The 24,386-nt window shown below is 62.1% G+C and carries 24 protein-coding genes and 1 tRNA gene; 11 read left to right on the top strand and 14 right to left on the bottom strand.

Annotation, left to right across the window (positions count from 1 at the left end; genetic code table 11):
- Positions 1–45: 45 nt before the first annotated feature.
- From rodA to L1071_RS04975, 6 genes are all read right to left on the bottom strand, one after another.
- Positions 46–1,143 carry a rod shape-determining protein RodA gene (gene rodA, locus L1071_RS05000; RefSeq protein WP_246969829.1) on the bottom strand — a complete coding sequence of 366 codons (1,098 nt, stop codon included), beginning with the start codon at positions 1,141–1,143 and terminating at the stop codon, positions 46–48.
- A 34-nt stretch (positions 1,144–1,177) separates the two neighbouring features.
- Entirely contained in the window at positions 1,178–3,079 is a 1,902-nt protein-coding gene (gene mrdA, locus L1071_RS04995) for a penicillin-binding protein 2 (protein ID WP_246969439.1), read from the bottom strand.
- Positions 3,080–3,142: 63 nt separating this feature from the next.
- Entirely contained in the window at positions 3,143–3,610 is a 468-nt protein-coding gene (gene rlmH, locus L1071_RS04990) for a 23S rRNA (pseudouridine(1915)-N(3))-methyltransferase RlmH (protein WP_246969437.1), read from the bottom strand.
- Positions 3,607–3,978, bottom strand: coding sequence for a ribosome silencing factor (rsfS, locus tag L1071_RS04985; protein ID WP_246969435.1), 372 nt, complete (start codon positions 3,976–3,978; stop codon positions 3,607–3,609). The genes rlmH and rsfS overlap by 4 nt, the downstream gene beginning before the upstream one ends.
- 151 nt (positions 3,979–4,129) lie before the next feature.
- On the bottom strand, positions 4,130–4,786 hold the full coding sequence (gene nadD / locus L1071_RS04980; protein ID WP_246969433.1) for a nicotinate-nucleotide adenylyltransferase: 657 nt from the start codon (positions 4,784–4,786) through the stop codon (positions 4,130–4,132).
- On the bottom strand, positions 4,773–6,059 hold the full coding sequence (locus tag L1071_RS04975; RefSeq protein ID WP_246969431.1) for a glutamate-5-semialdehyde dehydrogenase: 1,287 nt from the start codon (positions 6,057–6,059) through the stop codon (positions 4,773–4,775). Before L1071_RS04975 ends, nadD begins: the two co-directional genes overlap by 14 nt.
- 78 nt (positions 6,060–6,137) lie before the next feature.
- Between L1071_RS04975 and L1071_RS04970 the strand changes: the two genes are divergently transcribed.
- From L1071_RS04970 to L1071_RS04960, 3 genes are read left to right on the top strand one after another with little or no spacing between them, the layout of a single operon-like run.
- Positions 6,138–7,055: a hypothetical protein gene (locus L1071_RS04970; RefSeq protein ID WP_246969429.1), complete on the top strand. Its 918-nt coding sequence runs from the start codon at positions 6,138–6,140 to the stop codon at positions 7,053–7,055.
- Positions 7,048–7,983: a GGDEF domain-containing protein gene (locus tag L1071_RS04965; protein ID WP_246969427.1), complete on the top strand. Its 936-nt coding sequence runs from the start codon at positions 7,048–7,050 to the stop codon at positions 7,981–7,983. The genes L1071_RS04970 and L1071_RS04965 overlap by 8 nt, the downstream gene beginning before the upstream one ends.
- Before the next feature lie 2 nt (positions 7,984–7,985).
- On the top strand, positions 7,986–9,389 hold the full coding sequence (locus L1071_RS04960) for a bifunctional DedA family/phosphatase PAP2 family protein (RefSeq protein WP_343315401.1): 1,404 nt from the start codon (positions 7,986–7,988) through the stop codon (positions 9,387–9,389).
- A gap of 40 nt (positions 9,390–9,429) precedes the next feature.
- Here the strand turns inward: L1071_RS04960 and L1071_RS04955 are convergent, their stop codons facing one another.
- From L1071_RS04955 to mpl, 3 genes are read right to left on the bottom strand one after another with little or no spacing between them, the layout of a single operon-like run.
- The gene (locus L1071_RS04955; protein ID WP_246969421.1) at positions 9,430–10,053 is read right to left on the bottom strand and encodes a LysE family translocator; all 624 of its coding nucleotides are present in this window, start codon (positions 10,051–10,053) and stop codon (positions 9,430–9,432) included.
- On the bottom strand, positions 10,050–10,676 hold the full coding sequence (locus L1071_RS04950; protein ID WP_246969418.1) for a flavin prenyltransferase UbiX: 627 nt from the start codon (positions 10,674–10,676) through the stop codon (positions 10,050–10,052). The genes L1071_RS04955 and L1071_RS04950 overlap by 4 nt, the downstream gene beginning before the upstream one ends.
- The gene (gene mpl / locus L1071_RS04945) at positions 10,666–12,036 is read right to left on the bottom strand and encodes a UDP-N-acetylmuramate:L-alanyl-gamma-D-glutamyl-meso-diaminopimelate ligase (protein ID WP_246969415.1); all 1,371 of its coding nucleotides are present in this window, start codon (positions 12,034–12,036) and stop codon (positions 10,666–10,668) included. The genes L1071_RS04950 and mpl overlap by 11 nt, the downstream gene beginning before the upstream one ends.
- A 142-nt stretch (positions 12,037–12,178) precedes the next feature.
- On the opposite strand from mpl, the gene L1071_RS04940 reads away from it, so the two are divergent.
- The gene (locus L1071_RS04940) at positions 12,179–13,438 is read left to right on the top strand and encodes a 6-phosphofructokinase (protein WP_246969413.1); all 1,260 of its coding nucleotides are present in this window, start codon (positions 12,179–12,181) and stop codon (positions 13,436–13,438) included.
- 132 nt (positions 13,439–13,570) lie between these two features.
- On the opposite strand, the gene L1071_RS04935 is transcribed toward L1071_RS04940, so the two are convergent.
- The 5 genes from L1071_RS04935 to hemA all read right to left on the bottom strand — a co-directional run bounded on the left by L1071_RS04935 (position 13,571) and on the right by hemA (position 18,252).
- Entirely contained in the window at positions 13,571–14,326 is a 756-nt protein-coding gene (locus L1071_RS04935; protein WP_246969827.1) for a HesA/MoeB/ThiF family protein, read from the bottom strand.
- A 57-nt stretch (positions 14,327–14,383) separates the two neighbouring features.
- Positions 14,384–14,881, bottom strand: coding sequence for an Lrp/AsnC ligand binding domain-containing protein (locus L1071_RS04930; RefSeq protein ID WP_040243754.1), 498 nt, complete (start codon positions 14,879–14,881; stop codon positions 14,384–14,386).
- Positions 14,882–15,038: 157 nt separating this feature from the next.
- Positions 15,039–15,896, bottom strand: a complete 858-nt coding sequence (prmC, locus tag L1071_RS04925) for a peptide chain release factor N(5)-glutamine methyltransferase (protein WP_246969409.1) — start codon at positions 15,894–15,896, stop codon at positions 15,039–15,041.
- Positions 15,896–16,981 (bottom strand): peptide chain release factor 1, encoded by a 1,086-nt coding sequence (gene prfA / locus L1071_RS04920; protein ID WP_246969405.1) that lies wholly within the window; start codon positions 16,979–16,981, stop codon positions 15,896–15,898. The genes prmC and prfA overlap by 1 nt, the downstream gene beginning before the upstream one ends.
- The gene (gene hemA, locus L1071_RS04915) at positions 16,978–18,252 is read right to left on the bottom strand and encodes a glutamyl-tRNA reductase (RefSeq protein WP_246969402.1); all 1,275 of its coding nucleotides are present in this window, start codon (positions 18,250–18,252) and stop codon (positions 16,978–16,980) included. The genes prfA and hemA overlap by 4 nt, the downstream gene beginning before the upstream one ends.
- A gap of 252 nt (positions 18,253–18,504) precedes the next feature.
- Here hemA and L1071_RS04910 point away from each other — a divergent pair, with 252 nt between their 5' ends.
- The 7 genes from L1071_RS04910 (at position 18,505) to pth (ending at position 24,342) form a co-directional block, all read left to right on the top strand.
- Complete coding sequence (locus L1071_RS04910) at positions 18,505–20,286, top strand: tetratricopeptide repeat protein (protein WP_246969399.1); 1,782 nt, start codon at positions 18,505–18,507, stop codon at positions 20,284–20,286.
- Positions 20,283–20,927: a lipoprotein insertase outer membrane protein LolB gene (gene lolB, locus L1071_RS04905; RefSeq protein WP_246969397.1), complete on the top strand. Its 645-nt coding sequence runs from the start codon at positions 20,283–20,285 to the stop codon at positions 20,925–20,927. Before L1071_RS04910 ends, lolB begins: the two co-directional genes overlap by 4 nt.
- Positions 20,924–21,808, top strand: coding sequence for a 4-(cytidine 5'-diphospho)-2-C-methyl-D-erythritol kinase (ispE, locus tag L1071_RS04900; RefSeq protein WP_246969394.1), 885 nt, complete (start codon positions 20,924–20,926; stop codon positions 21,806–21,808). Before lolB ends, ispE begins: the two co-directional genes overlap by 4 nt.
- Positions 21,809–21,883: 75 nt before the next feature.
- Positions 21,884–21,958, top strand: a tRNA-Gln gene (locus L1071_RS04895).
- Positions 21,959–22,021: 63 nt separating this feature from the next.
- Complete coding sequence (locus L1071_RS04890) at positions 22,022–22,963, top strand: ribose-phosphate pyrophosphokinase (RefSeq protein WP_175575845.1); 942 nt, start codon at positions 22,022–22,024, stop codon at positions 22,961–22,963.
- A 117-nt stretch (positions 22,964–23,080) separates the two neighbouring features.
- Positions 23,081–23,737: a 50S ribosomal protein L25/general stress protein Ctc gene (locus tag L1071_RS04885; RefSeq protein ID WP_246969391.1), complete on the top strand. Its 657-nt coding sequence runs from the start codon at positions 23,081–23,083 to the stop codon at positions 23,735–23,737.
- A gap of 20 nt (positions 23,738–23,757) precedes the next feature.
- Positions 23,758–24,342 carry an aminoacyl-tRNA hydrolase gene (gene pth, locus L1071_RS04880; protein WP_246969388.1) on the top strand — a complete coding sequence of 195 codons (585 nt, stop codon included), beginning with the start codon at positions 23,758–23,760 and terminating at the stop codon, positions 24,340–24,342.
- The last annotated feature ends 44 nt before the right edge of the window (positions 24,343–24,386 follow it).

The following is a 24,386-nucleotide window of genomic DNA, read 5'->3' as shown; positions in this document are numbered from 1 at the left end:
CTTGACCCTGGGCTGTCGCCGCTTTCTCTCTGCGTCGCGCCCTGCCTAGCGCGGCAACAACCGGCGGTGGCTATGAACGGACATGAGGATACCGAAACCGACCAGCAAGGTCACGCTGGACGTGCCGCCAAAACTGACCAGCGGTAGCGGTATGCCAACCACGGGCAAGATGCCGCTGACCATACCGATATTGACGAAGACATAGATGAAGAACGTCAGCACGATGCCGCCACCGACCAGGCGCCCGAAGGTATCCTGGGCGGTATTGGCGAGAAACAACCCGCGCCCCACGATGAGCACGTAGAGGGCCAGGAAGACCAGCATCCCGATTAGTCCCCACTCTTCTCCCAGCACGGCGCCGATGAAGTCGGTATGGCGCTCGGGAAGAAATTCCAATTGAGATTGAGTCCCCAAGCCCCACCCCTTGCCGAAGACGCCCCCGCTGCCGATGGCCGTTTTCGACTGGATGATGTTCCAGCCCGCCCCCAGCGGATCGCTTTCAGGGTTGAGGAACGTCAATACGCGTTGGCGTTGGTATTCGTGCATGTTGAACCAGAGCAGGGGCAAGGCGGATGCAAGCAGCACCGTCAGCAAGCCGATTACCCGCCATGACAGGCCCGCGAGGAAGATGACGAACACCGCCGCGCACGCTACCAGCAATGACGTCCCCAGGTCAGGCTGACGCATGATTAACATCACCGGTACACCGATGATCAAGACACAGATCAGCAAGTCGCGCATGCTCGGCGGTAGCGGCCTCTTGTAAAGATACGCCGCCACCATCATGGGCACCGCCAGCTTCATCAACTCGGATGGCTGAAAGCGGATTATTCCAGGGATTTCCAGCCAGCGCTGCGCCCCCATCCCCATGTCGCCCATCACCTCCACCGCCACGAGCATGGCTACCCCTATGAAGTAGCCAATGGGGGTCCAACGGCACAACGTACTTGGCGAAAACTGGGCGATCACGAACATGGCCAGCAAGGCCACACCGAAACGCGACGCCTGCCCCAGCGTGACGGCGAGACTCATGCCACTGGCGCTATACAAGACGACCAGTCCCGCCCCCATTAGACTCAGCAGAAGCAAGAGCAACCAAGGATCGAGATGAAGGCGCGACCAGAGGGAGCGCTTGCGCCCCATACCATCCGCCGATGCCCGACTAAAGCGACGCCATTCAAGTCCCTTCAACTTCGACGCCCTCCTCGATGAGTTCTTCGGCTTGATGGGTATTCTCGTCATCGGACAGGAGCCATTCGTCTGCCAGGGCACGAGCCAGACCTGCGGCATGCGAACTACCGCCCCCGGCGTTTTCGACGATCACGGCGATGGCTATCTGCGGATCGTCCACCGGCGCGAACGCCGTAAACAAGGCGTGATCACGTAAGCGCTCCTTGAGCTCGTCGGCATCGTATTTCTGGTTCTGTCCCAGAGAAAACACCTGTGCCGTGCCCGACTTGCCCGCCATTTCATACTTAAGCCCCTTGCCGATGTGACGCGCCGTGCCTTCGCGGCCGCTGACGACTTTCTGCATGCCGTTGAACACGTCGTCCCACCAGACATCCTTGTCGAGCTTCACATCGGGCTTGGTATTCTTGAATGGCGGTTCGACTGAGGCCTCACCGACGCGCTTGGCCAAATGGGGACGCACCCAGTCCCCACGGTTGGCCAACGTTGCCTCGGCCGTTGCCAGCTGCAACGGTGTGACCATCCAGTAGCCTTGCCCGATCCCCGCCGAGAGCGTTTCCCCGGGATACCACGCTTGTCCATATTTCTCGCGCTTCCACTCACGGGAAGGTACGGTCCCCGATGAGGCACCTTGCACATCCAACGAGGTCACTTCCCCAAACCCGAACTTGTACATGAAGCTGGATAAGGCATCGATACCCAGACGGTGCGCCATGGTGTAGAAGTAGGTATTGTTGGAAACGGCAAGGGCGCGTTCCAGATCGACACGACCGTGCCCCCAGCGCAACCAGTTCCGGTAGTGACGTGAATCATTGGGCAGCTTGTAATACCCCGGGTCATAGATGACTTCCTGGGGCGTCACGACACCATTCTGAAGCGCGGCCAAGGCCTCGAACGGCTTGATGGTAGACCCGATCGGATACTGGCCGCGCACGGCCCGATTGAACAGCGGCAGGTCAAGATCCTGCTGCAACGACTGATAGTCCTTGTAGGAAATCCCGGTCACGAACTCGTTGGAATCGAATCCTGGAGCGGAGACCATCGCCAGAATGTCACCGGTCTGGGGTTGAATCGCGACGATGGAGCCGCGCCGCCCATCCAACAAATCGTAAGCCATCTGTTGCAGCCGCGTGTCGATGGTCAGCGTCAAGTCCTTGCCCGGTTCTGGTGGTGTACGCTCGAGTTCGCGCAGCACACGCCCCCGGGCATTGGTTTCCACCTTACGTAGACCGGCCTGCCCGTGCAGCGCTTCTTCGTACTGCTTTTCGATGCCGGTCTTGCCGATATAATGCGTGCCGGCATAGTTGCCGTTATCAAGTGTGGCCAATTCCTGCTCGTTGATTCGCCCTACATAGCCCAGCACATGCGACATGATCTGGGGATCGGGATAGTGACGCAGCCACTGTGCCTCGACCTCGACCCCTGGAAGCCGGTATCGATTGACGGCCAATCGCGCGATTTGCCGTTCGTTGAGATCGCTCATCAACAATGCCGGTTGATAAGGCCTTTGACGCTGACGCGAGCGTTTGCGAAACGCCTCGACCTGCGTTTCATCCAATCCCAGGATATCGACCACTCGATCGAGAGTGGCATCAAGATCCTCGACCCGCTCACGTACGATGGTTAGGTTATAGGTCGGACGGTTTTCGGCGACCAATTGCCCTTGGCGGTCGTAGATGAGGCCCCGCGTCGGTGGCAACGGTTCGACCCTTACGCGGTTCTTCTCGGAACGCGTGGTGAAAACGTCATGCTCAACGACCTGAAGATAGAAAAGACGAGCGCCCAGCCCCCCCGCCATCAACAATACGAGTAATGCCGCCAGTAGCGAACGAGCCCGGAATACACGGACTTCTCGAGCGGTATCCTTGATTGGGTCGCGTCGTTTACGCATGAGTCCCCAATAACAGGCGGGAAAATGAAAGGTAACCGCTGAGCAGGTAGCGAGGCCCGTCGCTCATCGGTGGTAGGGATGACCGGCCAACAAGGTCCAGGCGCGATACAACTGCTCGGCCAACAGAATACGTACCAGTGGATGCGGCAACGTCAATGCCGAGAGCGACCAACGTTGCTCGGCCCGCGCCAACAGACGTGGGTCGAGTCCGTCCGGCCCGCCCACCAGGCACGCCACGTCGCGGCCCTCCTGACGCCATTGCTCGGCGTTGGCGGCCAATCGTTCGGTACTCCAACTTCGACCCTCGACATCCAATGCGATGACACGCTCCTGATTGCGCAGCTTCGCCAGCATGGCATCGCCTTCGCCCTGAATCGCACGGGCCACATCGGCGTTCTTGCCTCGCTTGCCGGGCGCAATCTCGACGATATCCACGCTGAAATCACGCGGCAGTCGCTTGAGGTATTCGTCGACGCCCTGCGTGACCCAGTCGGGCATACGCGTCCCCACCGCGAGAACGCGCAGCTTCATCCACGCACCTCGCCAAGCGCCCCCTCGACGGATACGCCATCGCTGGGCAGATCCGACCACAAACGCTCAAGATCGTATAACTGACGGGTCTCGGGCAGCATGACGTGAACCACGAGATCGCCTAAATCGACCAGAACCCAGTCGCTTCCCTGGTGCCCTTCGACGCCCAAGGGACGGCATCCCGACTCCTTGACTTTCTCCACCACGCTCTCGGCCAGGGCGCCGATGTGTCGGCTCGATGTACCGCTAGCGACGATCATGGTGTCGGTGACGCTGGTCAGCGAGGCGACGTCGAGTTCGGCAACATCGCGTGCCTTGAGTTCCTCGAGCGTGTCCATTACCAGCGTTTTGAGTGCTTCAGTCTGCATAGCTCCTCGTTCATATGTCATACCCCTTCGGGCAAGGCCAGCATTCTACCGCGCTGACACCAAACCGCCAGGGGCAAGGCTAAAAAGGCCTTGGGGTAACCTTGAAGTGACACCACCACTCGCCAGGCGCCTTTCATTGATTGATGGCGGATCACCGATAAAGACGGCGCGCCAGGAGATAGCGCTCCACGGCATCGGGCAACAAATAGCGCACGCTTTCACCGCGCTGCAAGCGCTCCCGAATCGCCGTGGCCGAAATCGCCATGCGCGTGGGCAGGCTCAAGTGCAGCAAGCCCCCTGCCGGCGATTCCATCAACGTATCGACACTCGCCACCTCACGGCCTTCGATCAGCGTCTCGAGCGCCGCCGAAAGCGGCTGTTGATGATCGGGGCGATCGACGACGACGACATGCGCGAGCTCGAACAGACGCGCCGGCTCGTGCCATTCGGCCAAGTGCAGGTAGGCATCGTACCCCAGCGCCATCACCAGGCGTGCCTGCGGCCCCAGTTCTTCTCGCAAGGACGCCAGGGTCGCGGTGGAATAGGAAGGCCCCTCGCGGCGGAACTCGCGGTCGTCCATGTAAAGCCCCGGCGTGTCGGCGATGCCCAGCGCCAGCATGGTCGCCCGCTGCTCGGCATCGACACCGGGCGTGGCGCGGTGCGGCGGTACGCGCGACGGGACCATGTGAACGCGATCAAGCGCCAGTGCCTCGCGCAGCTCGATGGCACTACGCAGATGCCCTACGTGCACGGGATCGAAGGTACCGCCCAGCATCGCGACGCGCGGCGGGGCCTCAGCTGCGCACATGACCATCGCCATACACGATGTACTTCTCGCTGGTGAGGCCTTCCAGGCCGACGGGGCCGCGTGCGTGCAGTTTATCGGTGGAAATGCCGATTTCCGCCCCTAGTCCGTATTCGAAGCCGTCGGCGAAACGTGTCGAGGCGTTGACCATGACCGAGCTGGAGTCGACCTCGGTCAGAAAGCGCCGCGCGTCGGTCAGATTCTCGGTGACGATGGCATCGGTATGGTGCGAGCCATAGGTATTGATGTGCATGATCGCCTCTTCCAAGGTATCGACCACGCGAATGGCCACGATCGGCGCCAGGTATTCGCTGTACCAATCGTCCTCGGTCACGGTGACGGCACCCGCCACCCAGGCGCGCGTCCGTTCGCATGCGCGCATCTCGACGCCCTTGCGGCGATAGATGTCGGCCAGCTCAGGAAGGACCAGGGGCGCCGCCTCGGCATGCACCAGCAGCGTCTCCATGGCATTGCAGGGCGAGTAGCGCTGGGTCTTGGCATTGTCGGCAATGGCCACGGCCTTGGCCGGATCGGCGGCCTGATCGACATACACATGGCAGATACCATCGAGATGCTTGATTACCGGCACACGCGCGTCTCGCGCAATGCGCTCGATCAGCCCCTTACCGCCACGCGGCACGATGACATCGACGAATTCCGGCATGCCGATCAATGCACCGACCGCGGCACGATCGGTCGTCGCCACGACCTGCACGCAGGCTTCATCGAGCTCCGCCGTCCTCAGTCCCTGACGGATACAGGCCGCAATCGCCCGATTGGAATGGATCGCCTCGGAGCCGCCGCGCAAGATCGTGGCATTGCCTGATTTCAAGCACAGGCTGGCGGCATCTACGGTCACGTTGGGGCGCGATTCGTAGACGATGCCCACGACGCCCAGCGCAACGCGCATCTTGCCCACCTGGAGCCCCGAGGGTAGATAGCGCATGTCACGAATCTCGCCGACCGGGTCGGGCAAGGCAGCCACTTGACGCAAACCTTCGATCATCGCATCGATGCCCGCCGGGGTCAGCGCCAGACGATCCAGCAGCGCCTCGGCGAGGCCATTGCCACGCCCCGCCTCGAGATCGCGGCGATTGGCGGTTTCCAATGCATCGCGCGCCTCGTCCAGGGCGCTCGCCATGGCGAGTAGCGCACGGTTCTTTTGCGCGGTAGTGGCACGGGCCAGCACGCGTGACGCACCACGCGCCCGTTCACCCATCGCGTGCATGTAAGCCTCAACGTCGGCGATTTCGGACTCGGAAGTTTCAAGGGCCATGCGGGCAAATTTCTCCTGGGTATCCGCCGGGAAGCATATGATAATCGGTGCTTTCCGAAGCATGACGACAGCGCCACAATGGCTATACTGCCGGCACCGTTGGGAAAGGAATCACTATACGGCACCATGCAGAGCAAATACAAAACACCGCTAACCGGGCTTTTCCTGCTGGGTGCAGGACTGGTGGCCATCACCGCCTGGCAGGAAGACGACCCCATCACGCAAGGCCTGTTCATTGCTGCCATTGTCGTGTTGACGACGCTTGCGGGTCGCCACCTGTCGCCCCGTGCCTGGGCCTTGACGATCCCAGTGTGCGCCCTGCTGTTACTGGCGCTACTCTGGCATGCGCCGATGACGTACGCCATCGGCGTATGGCTGTGGCCGATCATGTTGCTCGCACCGCAACCCCGGGTCATGCGCTACGCGCTCCTGGTGGCCGCCGCACTCGGCTGGTGGCACGTTCAAGCACCCCTCGGCGTCGCACAAGCCGCCTTGAGCGGCGCATTACTGGCCGCCTTAATGGCACTGGGGTTTGCCAAGGCCAACGAGCACAACCGGCTACGCCAAGAATTGGAACGTCGCCATCGCCTCACGCTGGAGGACTCGCTGTGGTCGCTCAATCGTCTGCATCATGACCTGAGCGTCGAATGGTCGCGGCGCCAGCGCGAAAACGTCTGCATCGAGCTGTTCATGGTGCGTCCGTATCAACGCGGCCGCAATGTTCGACGGCGTCTCAGAGAGCGCTTGGCCACGCTTATCCACGCCTTCGAGGGATGTTACCGCGTGGATGCACAAACCTTCGCAATACTGCTGATTTCAAAGGACGAGCAACACGCCGCCTCACGTCGTGACGCGATCTCGGCCGAACTTCAGGAGCACTGCCGTATACGCATCGCCCCCATCTCGCCCGATCTCGATCCCGTTACGTTGGGCCATGAACTAGCGGTACAAGCCAGCGGCCTGCATATCCGCCAGGAGACAGCCGACCATGCCTGAGCGTCCTTCGTCGTCACGCCTGCACGCCATGGCATATGCCTGCGGAGCGCTCGTGCTCGCCAATCTCGCCGCTTGGCACTATCTGATGGGCCATTATCCGCGCATTCTGCCGGTTGCCATCCTGGCAGTCATGGTGTCTGCCGCCGCCCTAATGGCCGAAAACGATTACGCGCGTCGACTGCCCGCCTATCTGGTGCTGATCAGCGGCTATTTGGCGATTGCCGTGGAAGCGCCTTACCTCGAGACTTCCGGCGCACTTTGGATAGGGATACCGCCGATACTTGCCACGTTGCTATTGCCACCTGGTGCCGCGCTCTTCCTCAACGTCTTGCTCGCACCCATGTGGCTTTTTTTGATCAACCCCGTATTGTCAACGCCCACCTGCGGGCTGCAATACTTCACGCTGGTCATTATCTCGATGCTGCCCTTAGGGTGGTATATGCAGCAGGCCCGACTGCTCAAGACCACCGACCAGTTCGATACGCAAAGCGCTATGTTACCGCGCGACGCCATCAGCGAACGGCTCGTCGCCGAGGTCGCTCGCGCTCGCGTATTGAACCAATCGTTGAGCGCGCTCGTCATTCATTTACCGCAACTCGACATGGCCAACGAGCAATTCGGCCAAACGGCACAAGATGCGCTATTGACGACCTTCTGTGAGGTGGTACAACGCAACTCTCGACGCGGCGACGCCCTGGGCCGACATCGCCATAGCGTCTTCTGGTTGCTGCTTGCCGACGCGGGGGAAGCCGGCGCCCTCATCGTCCGTGAGCGCTTGATGCATGCGCTCGGAGAAAATCCGCTCCCCGAAATCGGTGCTATCGAGGCCCAGGCTCGTATTTGCCACCTAGCGAATGACGAAAGCGCCGAACGTTTCGAGCAACGGCTGATCAAGGGTGGATTCAACTTGCTGGAGCCGGATACTTGAACGTGACCGAGTGGCTGTACCAATTCTCTCCATCGCCGACATTACTAGTCTTGATCGTGCTGCTGGTGGCACTGCTCGAGTCGCTCGCCGTGATTGGCCTACTGGTACCCGGTATCATACTACTGACCGCTGCCGCGTCACTGGCCGGGCACCAACACCTTCCCCTGCCGTTATTGCTGACGGCGGCCTTTGCGGGAGCGACCCTAGGCGATGGCCTGAGCTTCTGGCTAGGCTATAGTCAGCGCGAACGCGTGCATCGACTGTGGCCGTTCACCCGCCATCCCGAATGGCTGGCGCGCGGCGTCAAGTTCTTCAAGCGCTATGGCGACTTTTCCATCCTCATCGGTCGCTTCGTGGGGCCGGTACGCCCCATCGTCCCGATGGTCGCCGGCATGCTCCACATGCCGACATGGCGCTTTGCCGCCGTCAATATCGTTTCCGCCCTGCTTTGGGCACCTGCCTATCTACTACCCGGCTATCTGCTCGGCCATTCATGGGACAAGCTCCTCGCTTTGCCTGCAAACAGCGAACGCTGGCTCATTACCTTGGCCGTGATACTGATAATACTGAGTGTAGGGTTTTCCTGGTGTCGACATCTTCTCGGGCGCGGTGGCTGGGTCTATATGCGCCTGGCCCGCTTTTCCCGCGCGACGCCGCGTCGACGCCGCCTATGGCTCGCCCTGGGCGCCGCTCACCCACGCAACGAAATCCCCCTCGCGTCGCTTGCGCTTCTCGTGGTCAGCCTGGTCGCCCTTTGCGGATGGACGCTGTGGGTGCTCGAGCATCCCGCACCTTCGCTGCCGATGGACCGACAGATCCAGGCCTTGCTGGCCCCCCTCGCGGACAGTTGGCTAGCAGAGTTCAGCACGCTCATGGCCCTGAGCGGGGATGCCCTGGGCATCATCGCGCTGGCTCTGCCATGGCTGACGTGGCTGCTGCTGTCACGGCGTATCGCAGCCTTCGTGCATATCAGTAGCGCGTTGGTGGGTGTCGGGTTTGCCAACCTGGTCTTCAAGCACCTCGCCGGGCGTGCTCGCCCCGATACGCCGGACTATCTCCTGGGGTCGTTTTCCTATCCCAGCGCCCATACCTCGACGAGCATCGTGTTGATTGGCTTGGCGGCAGCATTCACGGCCGAGACACTGCCCGCGAATCGGCGGATGTGGGTATATTGGGGGGCGACGCTAGTGTGCCTGCCGATGGCCCTATCACGCCTTGTGCTTGGCGTGCATTGGACCAGCGATCTGATCGGTGGCGCGCTTCTCGGCCTGGTGGGGTGCGCCATCACGCGCCTCAGCTATCAGCGTTTCGTACATGTACCGCTCACGCCCTGTCCTTGGGCATCGCTGGTCGTTGCGTCCTTGCTGTTGCTAGCGGCACGCATTGCCTGGCTGCCCTACGTCTAGGCCGAACATGGCTAGAGCGAACGCCCACGACGGATCACCTTCAGCCCAGCGCCAACCAGATGCCGACGCCCACCATCAAGCTGCCCGCCACCCGATTCAGCAAACGCACGTTGCCGTCGCGACGCAGAAAGCGACTGGCGGTATGACCGCCCCCGGCATAGATCAGCAAGCAGGTCAGTTCCAGCGTGAGGATCATCCCCACCAGGACCGCCAATTGCGGAGCCATCGGCTGACCAGCGTCCAGGAAGGGCGGCAGCAGTGCGATGAAGAACGCCCAGCCCTTGGGGTTGGCGACCGCCGTGACGAACCCTTGCACGATCAATTGCACCGGCGTCACGCTGGGTACGCTCTCACCGGCGTCGGGAATCGCCATGCGCCCCCTGGAGCGCCACATCATCACGCCGAGATAGATCAGGTAGGCGCCCCCGAGCCACTTGAAGGCCGCGAATATCTCGGGATAGCGCAGCATTAGCGTTGCCACGCCGATCACCGCCGAGACTGCGACCAGCCCGACACCCACCAGTTCGCCGAGCATCATCCACATGGCGCGGCGCACGCCGATGGTCATGCCCAATGTCATGGAAAGCGTCATGCACATGCCCGGCGTCAATGAGACCATGAAAAACGTCGGTACGAAGACCGACAATACCGACAGGTTGATCACGTAGCCTCTCCCCAGCGCGGCATCAACGTGTGGGCGATTCCCAGTTGATTGAGAATTCGGGCGACAATGAAGTCGATCATGTCATCGAGTGTCTGCGGGCGATGATAAAACCCCGGCGCTGCGGGAAGTATCACCGCGCCCATGCGAGTCAGCGTCAGCATGTGCTCAAGATGGATTGCCGAAAACGGCGTCTCGCGAGGCACGAGAATGAGCTGACGACGCTCCTTGAGTGCCACGTCTGCGGCGCGCTCGATCAGGTTGTTGCTCGCCCCCGTGGCGACCGCTGACAGGGTGCCGGTGGAACACGGGCAAATCACCATGGCGCTCGGCGCGCCGGAGCCCGAGGCCACGGGCGCCATCCAGTCCTCACGACCGAAACAGCGAATCTGCCCAGGCGCGGCGCCGCTTCGCTCTTTCAACGCCTCACTCAGACGCTCAGGATTCGACGGCAAGCTCACATCAGTCTCGGTGGCGATCACCATCTGCGCCGCCTTGGAGATCAACACCAGCACCTGATGGCGGGCCGCCACCAGGCAATCGATGAGTCGCAATCCGTATTGCGCGCCGGAAGCACCCGTCAACGCCACCGTCACGGGTTTCTCGAACGTCGCCTCATCCGCCATGCCGCACCTCCAGAGCCGCAAGCAATTTCTCGTGGATGCCCTCGAAGGCACCGTTGGACATCACCACGATACGATCCCCCGGCATGGCGTCAGCGACCACCTCGGCCACCAGCGTCTCGATATCCTCGCTGACCGCCGCAGGTACCGGACAGGCGTCGGCCAAGGTATCCAGCGACCATGACAGCGCCGGCGGCTGGTACCACCAGACGCGGTCCGCCGCCGCGACGCTCGCCGGCAGACGTTCGCGCATAGCGCCCAGGCGCATGGTGTTGGAGCGTGGCTCGATCACCGCCAGCAAGCGCCCCGAGTGCGTCCCCGCTCCCAGGCCTTCAAGCGTGGCGGCGATGGCCGTGGGATGGTGGGCGAAATCGTCAATCACCTGAATGCCGCCGATCTCACCGCGCACTTCCTGACGCCGCCGGGGCGATTCGAAGCGCGATAACGCCGCGGCACCCTCTTCCAGGCCGACCCCGCATGCCGCAGCGGCCGCCAGCGCAGCAACCGCATTGCTCACGTTGTGGCGTCCGCTCAACGACCATGCGACAGACGCCTGACGCTCGCCGTGACGCACCTCGAAACGGCGCCCATCGTCGCTGAGCATACGCCACCGCCAGGCGACCTCGTCTCCCTCGCCAAAGCGCACGATGGGGCTCCAGCAGCCCTGCGCCAACACACGCTCGAGTGCCGGCTCTCCCGCCGCCACGACCAACTGGCCATTGCCGGGCACGGTACGCACCAGATGATGGAACTGACGCTCGATGGCGGCCAGGTCGGGGAAGATATCCGCGTGATCGAATTCAAGGTTGCCCAGCACCGCGACATCCGGGCGGTAATGCACGAACTTGGAGCGCTTATCAAAGAACGCTGTATCGTATTCATCCGCCTCGACCACAAAAGGCGCTCCCGCCGTGCCCAGCCGCGAGGACACGCCCAGGTTGCGGGGCACGCCGCCGATCAAGAAGCCTGGCGCGTGGCCGGTCGCTTCCATGATCCACGTCAACAGACTGGCGGTCGTGGTCTTGCCATGCGTCCCCGCCACCGCCACTACTTGCCGCCCGGGCAGGACATGCTCGGCCAACCATTGCGGCCCCGACACATAGGGCAATTTGGCGTCCAGCACCGCCTCTACCTCGGGGTTGCCGCGCGACAGGGCATTACCGATGATCACCACGTCAGGACGCGGCATCAGGTTGTCGGCGGTATAACCTTCACAGAGCGCGATCCCGGCTTCCTCGAGCTGCGTGCTCATGGGGGGATACACATTCGCGTCCGAGCCGCTGACATGATGACCAAGGGCCTTGGCCAAGCGCGCCAGACTGCCCATGAACGTACCGCAAACCCCTAAAATATGGACGTGCATCTAAGCCTCCTGCCATGATGCGGCGAGACTAGCATGGCGCCGCGCAGCCCACCAGCCGAACGCCTTGGCATAGCCGTCGCAGGCCGATGTCGGCTATCATTCGTCCATTCATGCGCCCAGACTCAGGAGCACGAGAAGCCCCATGGCCCAGCACAATGCCTTCTACGCCCAATCCGGTGGCGTCACCGCCGTGATCAACGCCAGCGCCTGCGGCGTCATCGAAACCTGCCGCCGCCACTCGGACAAGATCGGCAAGGTCTACGCCGGCCATAACGGCATCATCGGTGCCTTGACCGAAGATCTGATCGACGTCTCCCAGGAAAGCGACGACACCATCGCCGCGCTGCGCCATACCCCGGGCGGTGCGTTCGGCTCCTGCCGTTACAAACTCAAGGACATCGAGACCCACCGCGCCCAGTACGAACGCCTCATCGAAGTCTTCAAGGCACACGACATCCGTTATTTCTTTTATAACGGTGGCGGCGACAGCGCCGATACTTGCCTCAAGGTGTCCCAGCTTTCCGAGAAGATGGGCTATCCGCTGACCGCGATTCACGTGCCCAAGACCGTCGACAACGACTTACCGATCACCGACAACTCGCCCGGCTTCGGCAGCGTGGCCAAGTACATCGCCACCTCGACCCAGGAAGCGGCACTGGATGTCGCCTCCATGTGCGCCACTTCCACCCAGGTCTTCGTCCTCGAGGTCATGGGTCGCCATGCCGGCTGGATCGCAGCCGCCAGTGCACTGGCAGGCAATGGTGAAGGCGAGCCTCCACATATGGTCATCTTCCCCGAGCTCGCCTTCCAGCGCGCGCAAGTCATGCAACGCGTCGACGAATCCGTCAAGAAGTACGGCTATTGCGTCATCGTGGTCTCCGAGGGCGCCCACTACGAAGATGGCACCTTCCTCGCCGACGCCGGCAATACCGACGCCTTCGGCCATCGTCAGTTAGGTGGCGTAGCTCCCACGCTTGCGGGGATGATCAAGCAGGATCTGGGCTACAAGTATCATTGGGCGGTCGCCGATTACCTGCAACGCGCGGCGCGCCACCTAGCCTCCAAGACCGATGTCGAGCAAGCCTATGCTGTGGGCCAGAAAGCCGTCGAGCTGGCTCTGGACGGCAAGAACGCGATGATGCCGACCATCAAGCGTGTCAGCGACACACCTTACGAATGGCGTATCGAGGCGGCGCCGCTGGCGGAAGTGGCCAACAAGGAAAAGTTCATGCCCCGCGAGTACATTCGCGAGGACGGCTTCGGCATCACCGAAGCGGGACGGCGTTATCTGTCGCCGCTGATCCAGGGCGAAGATTTCCCCCCGTTCGAAAACGGCCTGCCCAAGGTGGCCAAGCTCGACAAGGTCAAGGTCGCGCGCAAGCTGCCCACCTTCGAGCTCTGACGCGTTTTATCGACTCCCGACACACTACGCCCCGGCTCAGAGCCGGGGCGTTTAGTCTCTTTTCGACAATTCACATCCGCTCGCGATGAGGCCTATCGGCATACGGATGTAGCGACGCGGCCTGTCTGAGCCTCAGGCGGGATTCGACACGCTGCAGACGGGGCACGCGGGGTCGCGCCCCACCTTGAACCGGCGCCATTCGCCGCTCAGCGCATCGAAGGTGGCCAGTCCGCGATGCGCACGCCCGACACCGGCGAGCAACTTGAGCGCCTCGAGCGCCTGAAACGTACCGATAACCCCCACCAGTGGCGCGACCACGCCATTTTCGGCACAGCGCAGCGCATCGTCATCGCCGTCCTCGCCATACACGCAGGCGTAACAGGGCGAGTTGGCATCACGGGTGTCGAAGACCGCCAACTGCCCCGAGAAGCGAATTGCCGCCCCCGAGACCAGCGGTGTCTGCGCCGCCACGCAAGCACGATTGATGGCATGGCGACTGGAGAAACGATCCGTGCAGTCGAGCACGACATCCGCCGCCGCGACCGCACGCTCAAGCGCTTCTCCCTCGAGGCGCGAGGTGATGATCTCTATCTCGCAGCCGGTATTGAGGCGCCGCGCCGCGGCTGCCGCCGATTCCGCCTTGGCATGTCCCAGGTCGCTCTCGCCATGGGCGATCTGGCGCTGCAGATTGGAAAGCTCGACGACATCGTCATCGGCGATCGACAACCGGCCCACTCCGGCAGCGGCCAGGTACAGCGCCGCCGGCGAGCCCAGCCCACCGGCACCGACGATCAGCGCATGGCCGTCCAGCAGGCGCTGCTGGCCGTCCACATCGAGCTGCTCGAGCATGATCTGGCGGCTATAGCGCAGTAGCGCGGTATCATCCATTTCCTTCATTTGCGTCCATCGCCTCCCGAGTGGAAAGTGCCTCGAGGCCTGTGTCCGTCAGGTATCGAGCTGCTCGGTGTCGGGTACGTGCAACGAGACATCCTCCTTGACCTCTTCCATGACGACGTAACTCTTGGATTCCTTGACCCCGGGCAACGTCAACACGACATCGCCGAGCAACTGACGATAGGCCGACATCTCAGGAATCCGGCACTTGAGGATGTAATCGAACTGCCCCGAGACCAGATGACATTCCTGAATCTGCGGCAGCTTGGCCACGGCCCGGCGAAATTCGTCGAACACCGCCGGCGACTGTGTCTCCAGGCTGATCTCGACGAATACCAGTAAGTTGGCCTTGAGCGCCTTGGGGTCGAGCAAGGCCTTGTAACCGCGGATGATGCCGGCCTTCTCCAGGCGCTTGACGCGCTCCAGGCACGGCGTGGTCGATAAACCCACCTGGGATGCCAGGTCGACATAGGAAATGCGCGCGTTGTCCTGCAGGCAACGCAGAATATTGAGATCGATACGATCCAACGAACGGGTCTTGGCTTTCATTATATTGTTGTTCCGAGACAATGAATGACAGGAGAAACCACGATCGAGCCCTATGACAGGTGATATTCATCCAGAAGCTGGGGCATCGATGCGAGACGTATTACTACCATAACCACTGCCCGCGTCTCCAGGCGGCCAGCGGTGTTGTTTACCGCAGTCAATGTTTACCCCCCATTTGTGTCGGTGCGCGCCCCAGCGTCAGACGTTCACGCGCGCCTAGATCGGTCTCGCTGACGACGTCCTCATATCCGGCCCTTACGAGCGCTTCACGTACCCGCGATGCCTGCTCCCAACCATGCTCCAGGGCCAACCAGCCACCCACCGCGAGATGCGCGCGCGCAGCCACCGCCAGATGACGCAAATCGGCCAGACCGGCATCGTTCGCCACCAGCGCCGTGCGCGGCTCGAAGCGTACATCGCCCTGCGCGAGATGTGGATCATCCTCGGCGATATAAGGCGGATTGGCGGCAATTACGTCGAAGGTCATCCCCTCCAGTGCTGCGAACCAGTCGCTGACGAGAAAGGAGGTGTTGGTGATTCCCAGGCGTCGGGCATTATCTTGAGCCACGGCCACGGCTGCCACTTCCCGGTCGACGCCGGTGACGTGCCATGTCGGCCGCTCGGCGGCGAGCGCCAGGGCAACGGCGCCCGTTCCCGTGCCCAGATCGAGCGCTTTCCCGGGTCCATGCGGCATCTTCGCCAACAGTATTGCGACCAGGCACTCGGTATCGGGCCGCGGAATCAGGGTCGACGCATCGACACGTAGACGCAGCCCCCAGAACTCGCGTTCGCCGATGAGATACGCCACGGGATGACCCAGCGCCCGCGCCGCCACCAGCGCCTCGAAACGTGCCCGGGGCACGCCGACAAGTTCGCGGTCGCCCCAGGTATATAGCCAGGTGCGTGTCACCGAGGCCGCGTGCATCATCAGCACCTCGGCATCCAGACGCGGCGAGTCACTGCCCGCCGCCTGCAACCGCCGCGCAGCGCGCGCCAGCAAGGTATCGTAGGTCATCAGGCCGTCTGCAGCGCCGAGAGCTGCTCGGCCTGGTACTCATGAATCAAGGGCTTGATCACTTCATCGAGCTGCCCCGTCATCACGTCACCCAGCTTGTAGAGGGTCAAATTGATGCGATGATCGGTGATGCGCCCCTGGGGGAAATTGTAGGTACGGATACGCTCGCTACGATCGCCCGAACCGACCAGCGAGCGGCGTGTATCGGCCTGCTCCTGGCGCTGCGCGTCCACCGCAGACTGCTTGAGGCGCGCCGCCAGAAACGCCATCGCCTTGGCGCGATTCTTGTGCTGGCTACGTTCTTCCTGGCACTCCACCACCACGCCGGTCGGCAAGTGCGTGATGCGAATCGCCGAGTCCGTGGTATTGACGTGCTGCCCGCCGGCGCCGCTGGAACGGAACGTATCCACACGCAGATCATTGCTGTTGACCTCCACATCGCCGACGGCGGATGCTTCGGGCATGACCGCCACGGTACACGCCGAGGTATGGATACGTCCCTGGGATTCGGTGGCCGGGACTCGCTGCACGCGGTGCGCGCCGGACTCGAACTTGAGCCGCGCATAGACGTTATCGCCACGCACCCGGGCGATCATTTCCTTGTAGCCACCTTGCTCGCCGTGACTGACGTTGATCACCTCGATTCGCCAGCCCTGGTGTTCGGCATAACGCGAATACATGCGAAACAGGTCACCGGCGAATAGCGCCGCCTCGTCACCGCCAGTCCCGGCACGGATCTCGAGAAACACGTTGCTGCCATCGTCAGGATCCTTGGGCACCAGGAGCTGCTTGACGTCGGCATCCAGCTCTTCGAGTCGCGCCTGCGCCAGACGCGACTCCTCCTCCGCCAGTTCGCGCATTTCCGGGTCACTATCCTCGCGCATCTGCTCGGCCGCCTCGATATCACCCTCGGTACGCCGATAGACTCGCCAGGTCTCGATCAAAGGCTCGAGCTCGGCATATTCGCGTGAGTAATCGCGAAAGCGTGCCTGATCGGCGATCACGTCGGGCTCTGCCAGCAAGGCGGCGAGTTCTTCGAAGCGTTCCTGAAAGGCGTCGAGACGTGTGCGCAGAGTCGCTTTCATGCAGGGTCCTGTGTCGATGCGGCCGGGTCGATCAGCAAGGTATCGGCCGCCTGGAGGATATCGTGCTGCTCTTCGCCCGACGCTTCGCGTATGCGTAGCGTCGGGCCATGCAGCAATTTATTGGTCAGTTGACGCGACAGCCGTTGCAGGACTTTCTGGGGATCTTCGCCGCGGGCGAGTTGCGCCAGCGCTTGACGCTCGGCTTCTTCACGCAGCGCCTCGCCCTGCTCACGGTAGCGGCGAATCAAATCGCCGGCGCCACGCACGCGGCGCTCACGCTGCCAATGCTGGATACCGTGCTCGATCAGAGACTCGGCTTGGGCCGCGGCAACGGCACGCTGCTTACGGTTTTCCTCGATCACTTCTTGCAAGTCATCGACGCTGTACAAGAAGACATCGTCCAGCTCGCCGACCTGGGACTCGATATCGCGAGGCACGGCGATATCGACCATGAACATGGGGCGATGGCGGCGCTTTTTCAGTGCGCTCTCGACCATTCCCTTGCCGAGAATAGGCAGCGGGCTTGCCGTGGAGGAGATAACGATATCGGCCTGTGCCAGCGCCTGGGGAATCTCTCCCAGTGAAATCGCCTCGGCATCGAAGGCATTGGCCAAAGTCTCGGCGCGCTCACGGGTACGGTTGGCGACGGTCAGCCCACGAATGCCCGCTTCACGCAGGTGCCGCGCGACCAGTTCGACGGTTTCGCCCGCGCCGATCAACAGTGCGCGAGCGCGTCCGAAATCATCGAAGATATGACTCGCCAGACTGACGGCCGCATAAGCCACCGACACCGGGTTTTCGCCGATGCCGGTTTCGCTGCGCACCTGCTTGGTCACGGAGAAGGTATGCTGGAAAAGCCGTTCCAGCTCGCCGCCCAATCCAGCGTTGTCGCGCGCGAGCTGGTAGGCCTCTTTGAGCTGGCCCAGGATCTGCGGCTCGCCCAGCACCATGGAGTCGAGCCCCGCCGCCACGCGCATCAAATGACGAGCGGCCTCGCCATCGAGATAATGATAGGCGCTTTGCATCAGGGTCTCGGACGGCAACCCGTGGAAGCGTCCCAACCAGTCGAGCACCGAACGCTCGCCCTGAGCGTCGGTAACGCAATAGAGCTCGGTACGATTACAGGTCGACAGCACCGCCGCTTCGTTGACGCCGGGCAGCGATTTGAGTTCGACCAACGCGCCCGCCAGCTCGGTCGGCGTAAAAGCGACCTGCTCGCGAACCTCGATGGTCGCTGTCTTGTGGTTGATCCCCAGGGCGAGAAGCGTCATGAAATCACGGTCATCACATCGGTCTATCGGCAGCGTCCGGCCTTTGCATTCGGGCGCGGCGGACAATGTGGGGGTGACGAAGCCGGAATACCAGCCCCGCCCGCTGCAGGATCGATATCCTAGCACAGGACTGAGACATTTGGGCATGGGGCGGCAAGTTGCCGCGCAGCGCGAGGTTTCCAGTGCCTGATGCTTTGCCAGCCCTGATCGAGCCGGTATGCTGATACTTTCAAACGCACATTCGAGGGTGGCATGCGCATACGCTTGACCCTGGCTTCCGTCCTGGCGTTGCTGCTGACGGGCTGCCAAAACGCTCCGACATCGCCCGACGCCATCCCGCTCGATGACCCCATGGAAAACGCACCACCGGTGACCAGCGGCTTCGACGCCGATGGTCTTTCATCGTTGCTGCTTGCCGAATTCGCGGGGCAACGTGGCGATTACCGACGTGCTGCCGAGGGCTATCTCGAAGTCAACGAACGCTACGCATCGCCCGTCCTGGCCGAGCGTGCCACCCTCGCGGCGCGCTACGCCGACGACAGTACCCTGCTCGAACGCACCGCACTGCGCTGGCAACAACTCGATGACGATGCCACTACGCCGCGCCACGTCCTCTCCAGTCTTGCGGTACAACGTGGCGATTGGGAAACCGCCCTGGCCCAGCGCTTGCGCATTGCCGACCAGGAGCCCGAGGCGGACCTTGCCGCGCTGGCTGAGCTCGCCATCGAGAACGATGCCGACGTCACCCCGCTCCTGCCACCTTTGCATGATTTCGTCGAGCGCCACCCCGATCATCTCGATGCCCAGCTAGCCACCGCCCAGCTCGAGGCGGCGAACGGCGACACCGAAGCCGCCGACGCACGCCTCGAGCGCCTGGCCGACAGCGCGGAGGCGCCCGCCGAGGTATGGCTGACGCGCAGCATGATCGCCCTGCACAATGGCGCCTTGGATGATGCCCGGCGCTATGCCCAGCAAGGGCTCGAACGCTTTCCCGACGACAGCCGCCTACGCCTGACCCAAGCGCAGGCGCGCCTCGCGGATGGCGATATCGACGCCGCCGACGAGGATGTCGAGCGCTTGCTTGCTCACCATGATGACACCGCACCGCTACGCTTGGCGCTCGCCCAGCTGTATCTCGATGCCGCGCATCCCGATGGCGCCAGGCGTATTCTTCTTCCCCTGCTCGACCGAGAAGACACGCCTACGGCCGCCTATCTGATGCTGGGTAGCATTGCCGAGCAAGCCGGCGAAATCGACAACGCCCTGCTTTATTATCGCCAAGTACCCAGCGGCGACGGTTTCATCGAGGCACGCGCACAGGCCGCCAAGATGCTGGTCGGCGCGGACCGGGCACAGGACGCCAGCGCGTTTTTACGCATCGAACGATTGCGTCATCCCGAGCAACGCGTCGCCCTGCTGCGCCTCGAGCTCGACGTCCTCGACGCTCAGGATCAACGCGCCCGCGCCGATGAACTGCTCGACGACGCCATCGCCAAGACGCCCGACGTCACCGAGCTACGCTTCCAGCACGCCATGCGCGCCTATCACCGCGGCGATCTTGATACCATGGAAGTCGATCTGCGCACGATCATCGAACGCGAGCCCGATAACGCCGAAGCACTCAATGCCCTCGGCTATACGCTGAGCAACGACATGAGCCGCCATCAGGACGCCTTGCCGCTAATCGAAAAGGCCCATCGCCTCGAACCCGATAGCCCTGCCATCCTCGACAGCCTCGGCTGGGTCTATTTTCATCTCGACCGCGCGCAAGAAGCGCTCCCTTATTTGCGCGAAGCCTATCGTGGCCAACCCGACCAAGAAGTAGCCGCTCACCTTGCCGAGGTGCTCGCCGCCACCGGACGCGCCGACCAGGCACGCGCCCTGCTGGAAGACGCGCTACAGCGCTTTTCGCCACACCCGCTGATCGATGACTTACTGCGTCGACACCCCGAACTCATCCCGGCCGACGATGACGATGCAGCAGATAGCCACGTCGATCCGGACTCGACCCGCGACACGGAAGCCAGCTCATGATCCATCCTTTCTCATTGCGCCTTCGTCCTGCTTGTGCCGCGCCTCGCGCCTGGCTCGGACTACTGCTCATCGTCATGCTGGCAGGTTGCGCCAGCCAGGCACCCGGCCCCGACCAAGCCCGTGAACGTGGCGATTGGGACGCTCAAGCCGAGCGCCTGCAGGCATTGGAATCCTGGAGCCTCGCCGGCAAGGTCGGGCTGCGCACCAATGAAGGTTCCGAAAGCGCCAATATCGACTGGCAGCAGCGCCCCGATACCTACCGCATCCTGATCAGCGGTCCCTTCGGCGCCGGCCGTACCCTGTTGAAAGGGCTACCCGGGAAAGTCACATTGACCAACGGCGAGGGGCGCTTCGACGCCGAGACACCAGAAGCCTTGATGGAACAACAGTTAGGCTGGTCGCTGCCCATTTCCGCGCTCGATTACTGGGTGCGCGGCCTGCCTACTCCCGACGCCAGCGAACGCCTCGAACACGACGACCTGGACTTCCCCCAGCGTCTGCAGCAGCTTGGCTGGACGATCGAGTATCGTGACTGGACGCGTACCGACGACTTATGGCTGCCGCGTCGACTGGTCATGACCTACGGCGATCTACGCGCCACGCTCGTCGTCAATCAATGGGATACCGTGTCCGATTCATGAACGCACGACTCAGCCTGCCTGCACCCGCCAAGCTCAACCGCATGCTGCACATCGTCGGCCGGCGAGCCGACGGTTATCACGAGCTGCAGACGCTGTTCCAGTTCCTCGACCACAGCGACACGCTACATTTCACCACGCGCGAGGACGGAGCCATCCAGCTTCATCCTGCGGTGGCGGGCGTCGATCACGAGGCCAACCTCATCGTGCGCGCCGCACGCCTGCTGCAGCATGAAAGCGGCACGTCGCTAGGCGCGGACATCCATCTGGAAAAACGTCTCCCCCTGGGCGGCGGCCTGGGCGGCGGTAGCTCGGATGCGGCCACCACCCTGCTCGCACTCGACCGACTCTGGTCACTCTCACTGGGACTTCCACGCTTGGCCGAGCTGGGCCTGTCGCTGGGCGCCGATGTGCCGGTCTTCGTACACGGCCGTAGCGCCTGGGCGGAAGGCATTGGCGAGCGCCTGACGCCCGTGACGCTCGAGACCCCATGGTTCGTGGTTCTTCACCCCGGGGTGGAAGTGTCAACGCCTGCCGTGTTCGGCCACCCTGAATTGACACGCAACACCCCGCCGATTAGTATGGCGCGCGCACTGCGAGGGGAAGCCGAACAGGGTCGCGTCTGGCGCAATGACTGCGAAGCAGCGGTAAAACGCTTGTCGCCAAAGATCGCGCAAGCGCTCGACTGGTTATCGGCTTTCGGCCCAGCCATGCTGACGGGGACAGGCAGCTGTCTATTTTGTCCCTTGACGAGTGAGCAACAAGCCGATAGGATTTTGCACCGTGTTGATAGCCATTGGCATGCATTCAAGGCACGCGGCTGCAACACATCTCCCCTCCACGACGCTCTCGACATTCACGATGAAATGTCGCTCATGAGCTAATACGGGGACGCCTGATATCGGCATCGTGTTCTATGTGGGCAATACGACACACAAAACGACGAGTCGATGAGTTGCTGGGGTATAGCCAAGTGGTAAGGCACCGGTTTCTGGTACCGACATTCCCAGGTTCGAATCCTGGTACCCCAGCCAATTTCTCAGAGCGCCCGACGAATCCCACTCCGAGATCCCTCAAGACTCCAAAGGTGGCTGCGCGTGTCTAAATTGATGGTGTTCGCGGGAAATGCCAATCCCGAACTCGCCCGCAAGGTGGCCGAAAGCCTCGACAACCGGCTGGGCCATGCAACCGTCGGTCAATTCAGCGATGGTGAAATCGCGGTCGAGATCAATGAAAACGTTCGCGGCAAGGACGTCTTCGTATTGCAGTCCACCTGCGCACCGACCAACGACAACCTGATGGAGTTGATTCTCATGGTGGATGCACTGCGCCGTGCTTCCGCTACGCGAATCACCGCCGTCGTACCGTACTTCGGATATGCCCGCCAAGACCGTCGAGTGCGCTCTGCACGCGTGCCTATTTCGGCCAAGCTGGTCGCCGACATGATGGTCAAGGCCGGCGTCGACCGCGTCATGACCATGGATTTGCATGCCGATCAGATTCAGGGCTTTTTCGACGTCCCCGTCGACAACGTCTATGGCTCGCCGATCCTGCTCGATGACATCGAACGCCAGAACTACGACGACCTCGTCGTGGTCTCCCCCGATGTCGGCGGCGTGGTTCGCGCACGCGCCATCGCCAAGCAACTCAACGCCGATCTAGCGATCATCGACAAGCGTCGTCCGCAGGCCAACCAAGCCCAGGTCATGCATATCATCGGCGAGATTCAGGATCGTACCTGTGTGGTGGTCGATGACATGGTCGATACCGCTGGCACCTTGTGCAAAGCGGCCGAAGCGCTCAAGGGCCATGGTGCTCGGCGTGTCGTCGCCTACGCGACGCACCCTATCCTGTCCGGACCGGCCGTCGACAATATCGTCGGCTCGGTACTTGACGAGCTCGTCGTGGCCGATACCATTCCGCTCTCCGAGACGGCTTCACGTAGTGGTAGAATCCGCCAACTCTCGGTCGCCGGTCTGATCGCGGAAGCCATTCGCCGCGTCAGTAACGAAGAATCCGTCAGTGCCATGTTCCACTGAGGCAATAAGCCACAGAGAGCGTGCACGGATACGCGGGCCGCGAGGCCCTCACGGAATCGGCATCGTCTGGTCGCGGACGGTGCCGCTTTCCTTACATAACCTATGAGGTGACAATCAATGTCCCAATTCACTCTATCCGCCAAGGTTCGTCACGAGCTGGGGAAAGGTGCGAGCCGCCGCCTGCGTCGTGAGAACCAGAAAGTCGCCGCCATAATCTACGGTGGTGACAAGACGCCGCAGCCGATCACTCTCGACAAGCCTGCCTTTTACAAGGCCATCGAGGATGAGGCCTTCTTCTCTTCCGTGATCAACATCGATCTCGAAGGCAAGTCGGAGCAGGTCATCATCCGTGATATCCAGCGCCACCCGTACAAGGCGCTGGTCACGCATGCCGACTTCATGCGCGTCGATGCCACGCATACCATGACTATCCACGTGCCGCTGCACGTGCTCGGTGAAGAAAACTGCAAAGGCATCAAGGAACAGGACGGCGTCCTGCACGTCATGACAACCGACGTGTTGGTCGACTGCCTACCCAAGGATTTGCCGGAATATCTGGAAGTCGATGTCAGCGCCTTGGAACTTGGCGATACCTTGCATCTATCGGACCTGACGTTGCCGGAAGGCGTTTCCCTGGTCGACCTGGCTCATGGGGAAGAGCATGACTTCGGCGTCGTCAGCATCACGCGCCCAACGCGTGGCACCGTAGAGCAAGACGAAGATGAGGAAGGCGGCGACGACACTGCCGCTGAAAACGGCGAAAAGACCGAGTAATCGGTTTTCCAGGGGCCCGCATGAGTCACGTCAAAGCGATTATCGGCCTGGGCAATCCAGGCTCCGAATATGATGGCACGCGACACAATGCGGGCGCCTGGGTCGTTGAAGCCCTGGCGCGCGACAGCCTGACCCCGCTACGCAACGAGCGTAAGTTCCTTGGCCAATACGCCAAAGTTCATTACGCCGGTCATGAGCTTCATTTATTGGTGCCCAACACCTACATGAACCTCAGCGGCAAGGCTGTCGGCGCGCTTTGCCAGTTCTTCAAGCTCTCCCCCGACGAGCTTCTCGTCGCCCACGACGAACTGGATATTGCACCGGGCACGGCACGCTACAAGCACGGCGGCGGCCATGGTGGTCATAACGGCTTGCGCGACATCGCCAGCGCCCTGGGCAACGACAAATCCTTTCATCGCTTGCGTGTTGGTATCGGCCATCCAGGCTCGGCCAAGCAAGTCACCCACTATGTCCTCGGGCGCCCTGGCAAGACGGAACGCTCCGCCATCGATGCTGCCATCGAGGAATGCCTGCGTACTCTCCCCGATGTTGCCGCCGGTGACTGGGCAAGCGCTATGAATCGCCTGCATAGTTTCAACGGCTAATCACGGCTTCTTTTCGACAGCCGCCTCGCGCCCATAGCCCCACA

The organism is Chromohalobacter sarecensis (assembly GCF_023061135.1).
Taxonomy (GTDB): Bacteria; Pseudomonadota; Gammaproteobacteria; order Pseudomonadales; family Halomonadaceae; genus Chromohalobacter; species Chromohalobacter sarecensis.
Note: the sequence above shows the minus strand (reverse complement) of the source record. Positions and strands in the feature narration are given on the sequence as shown.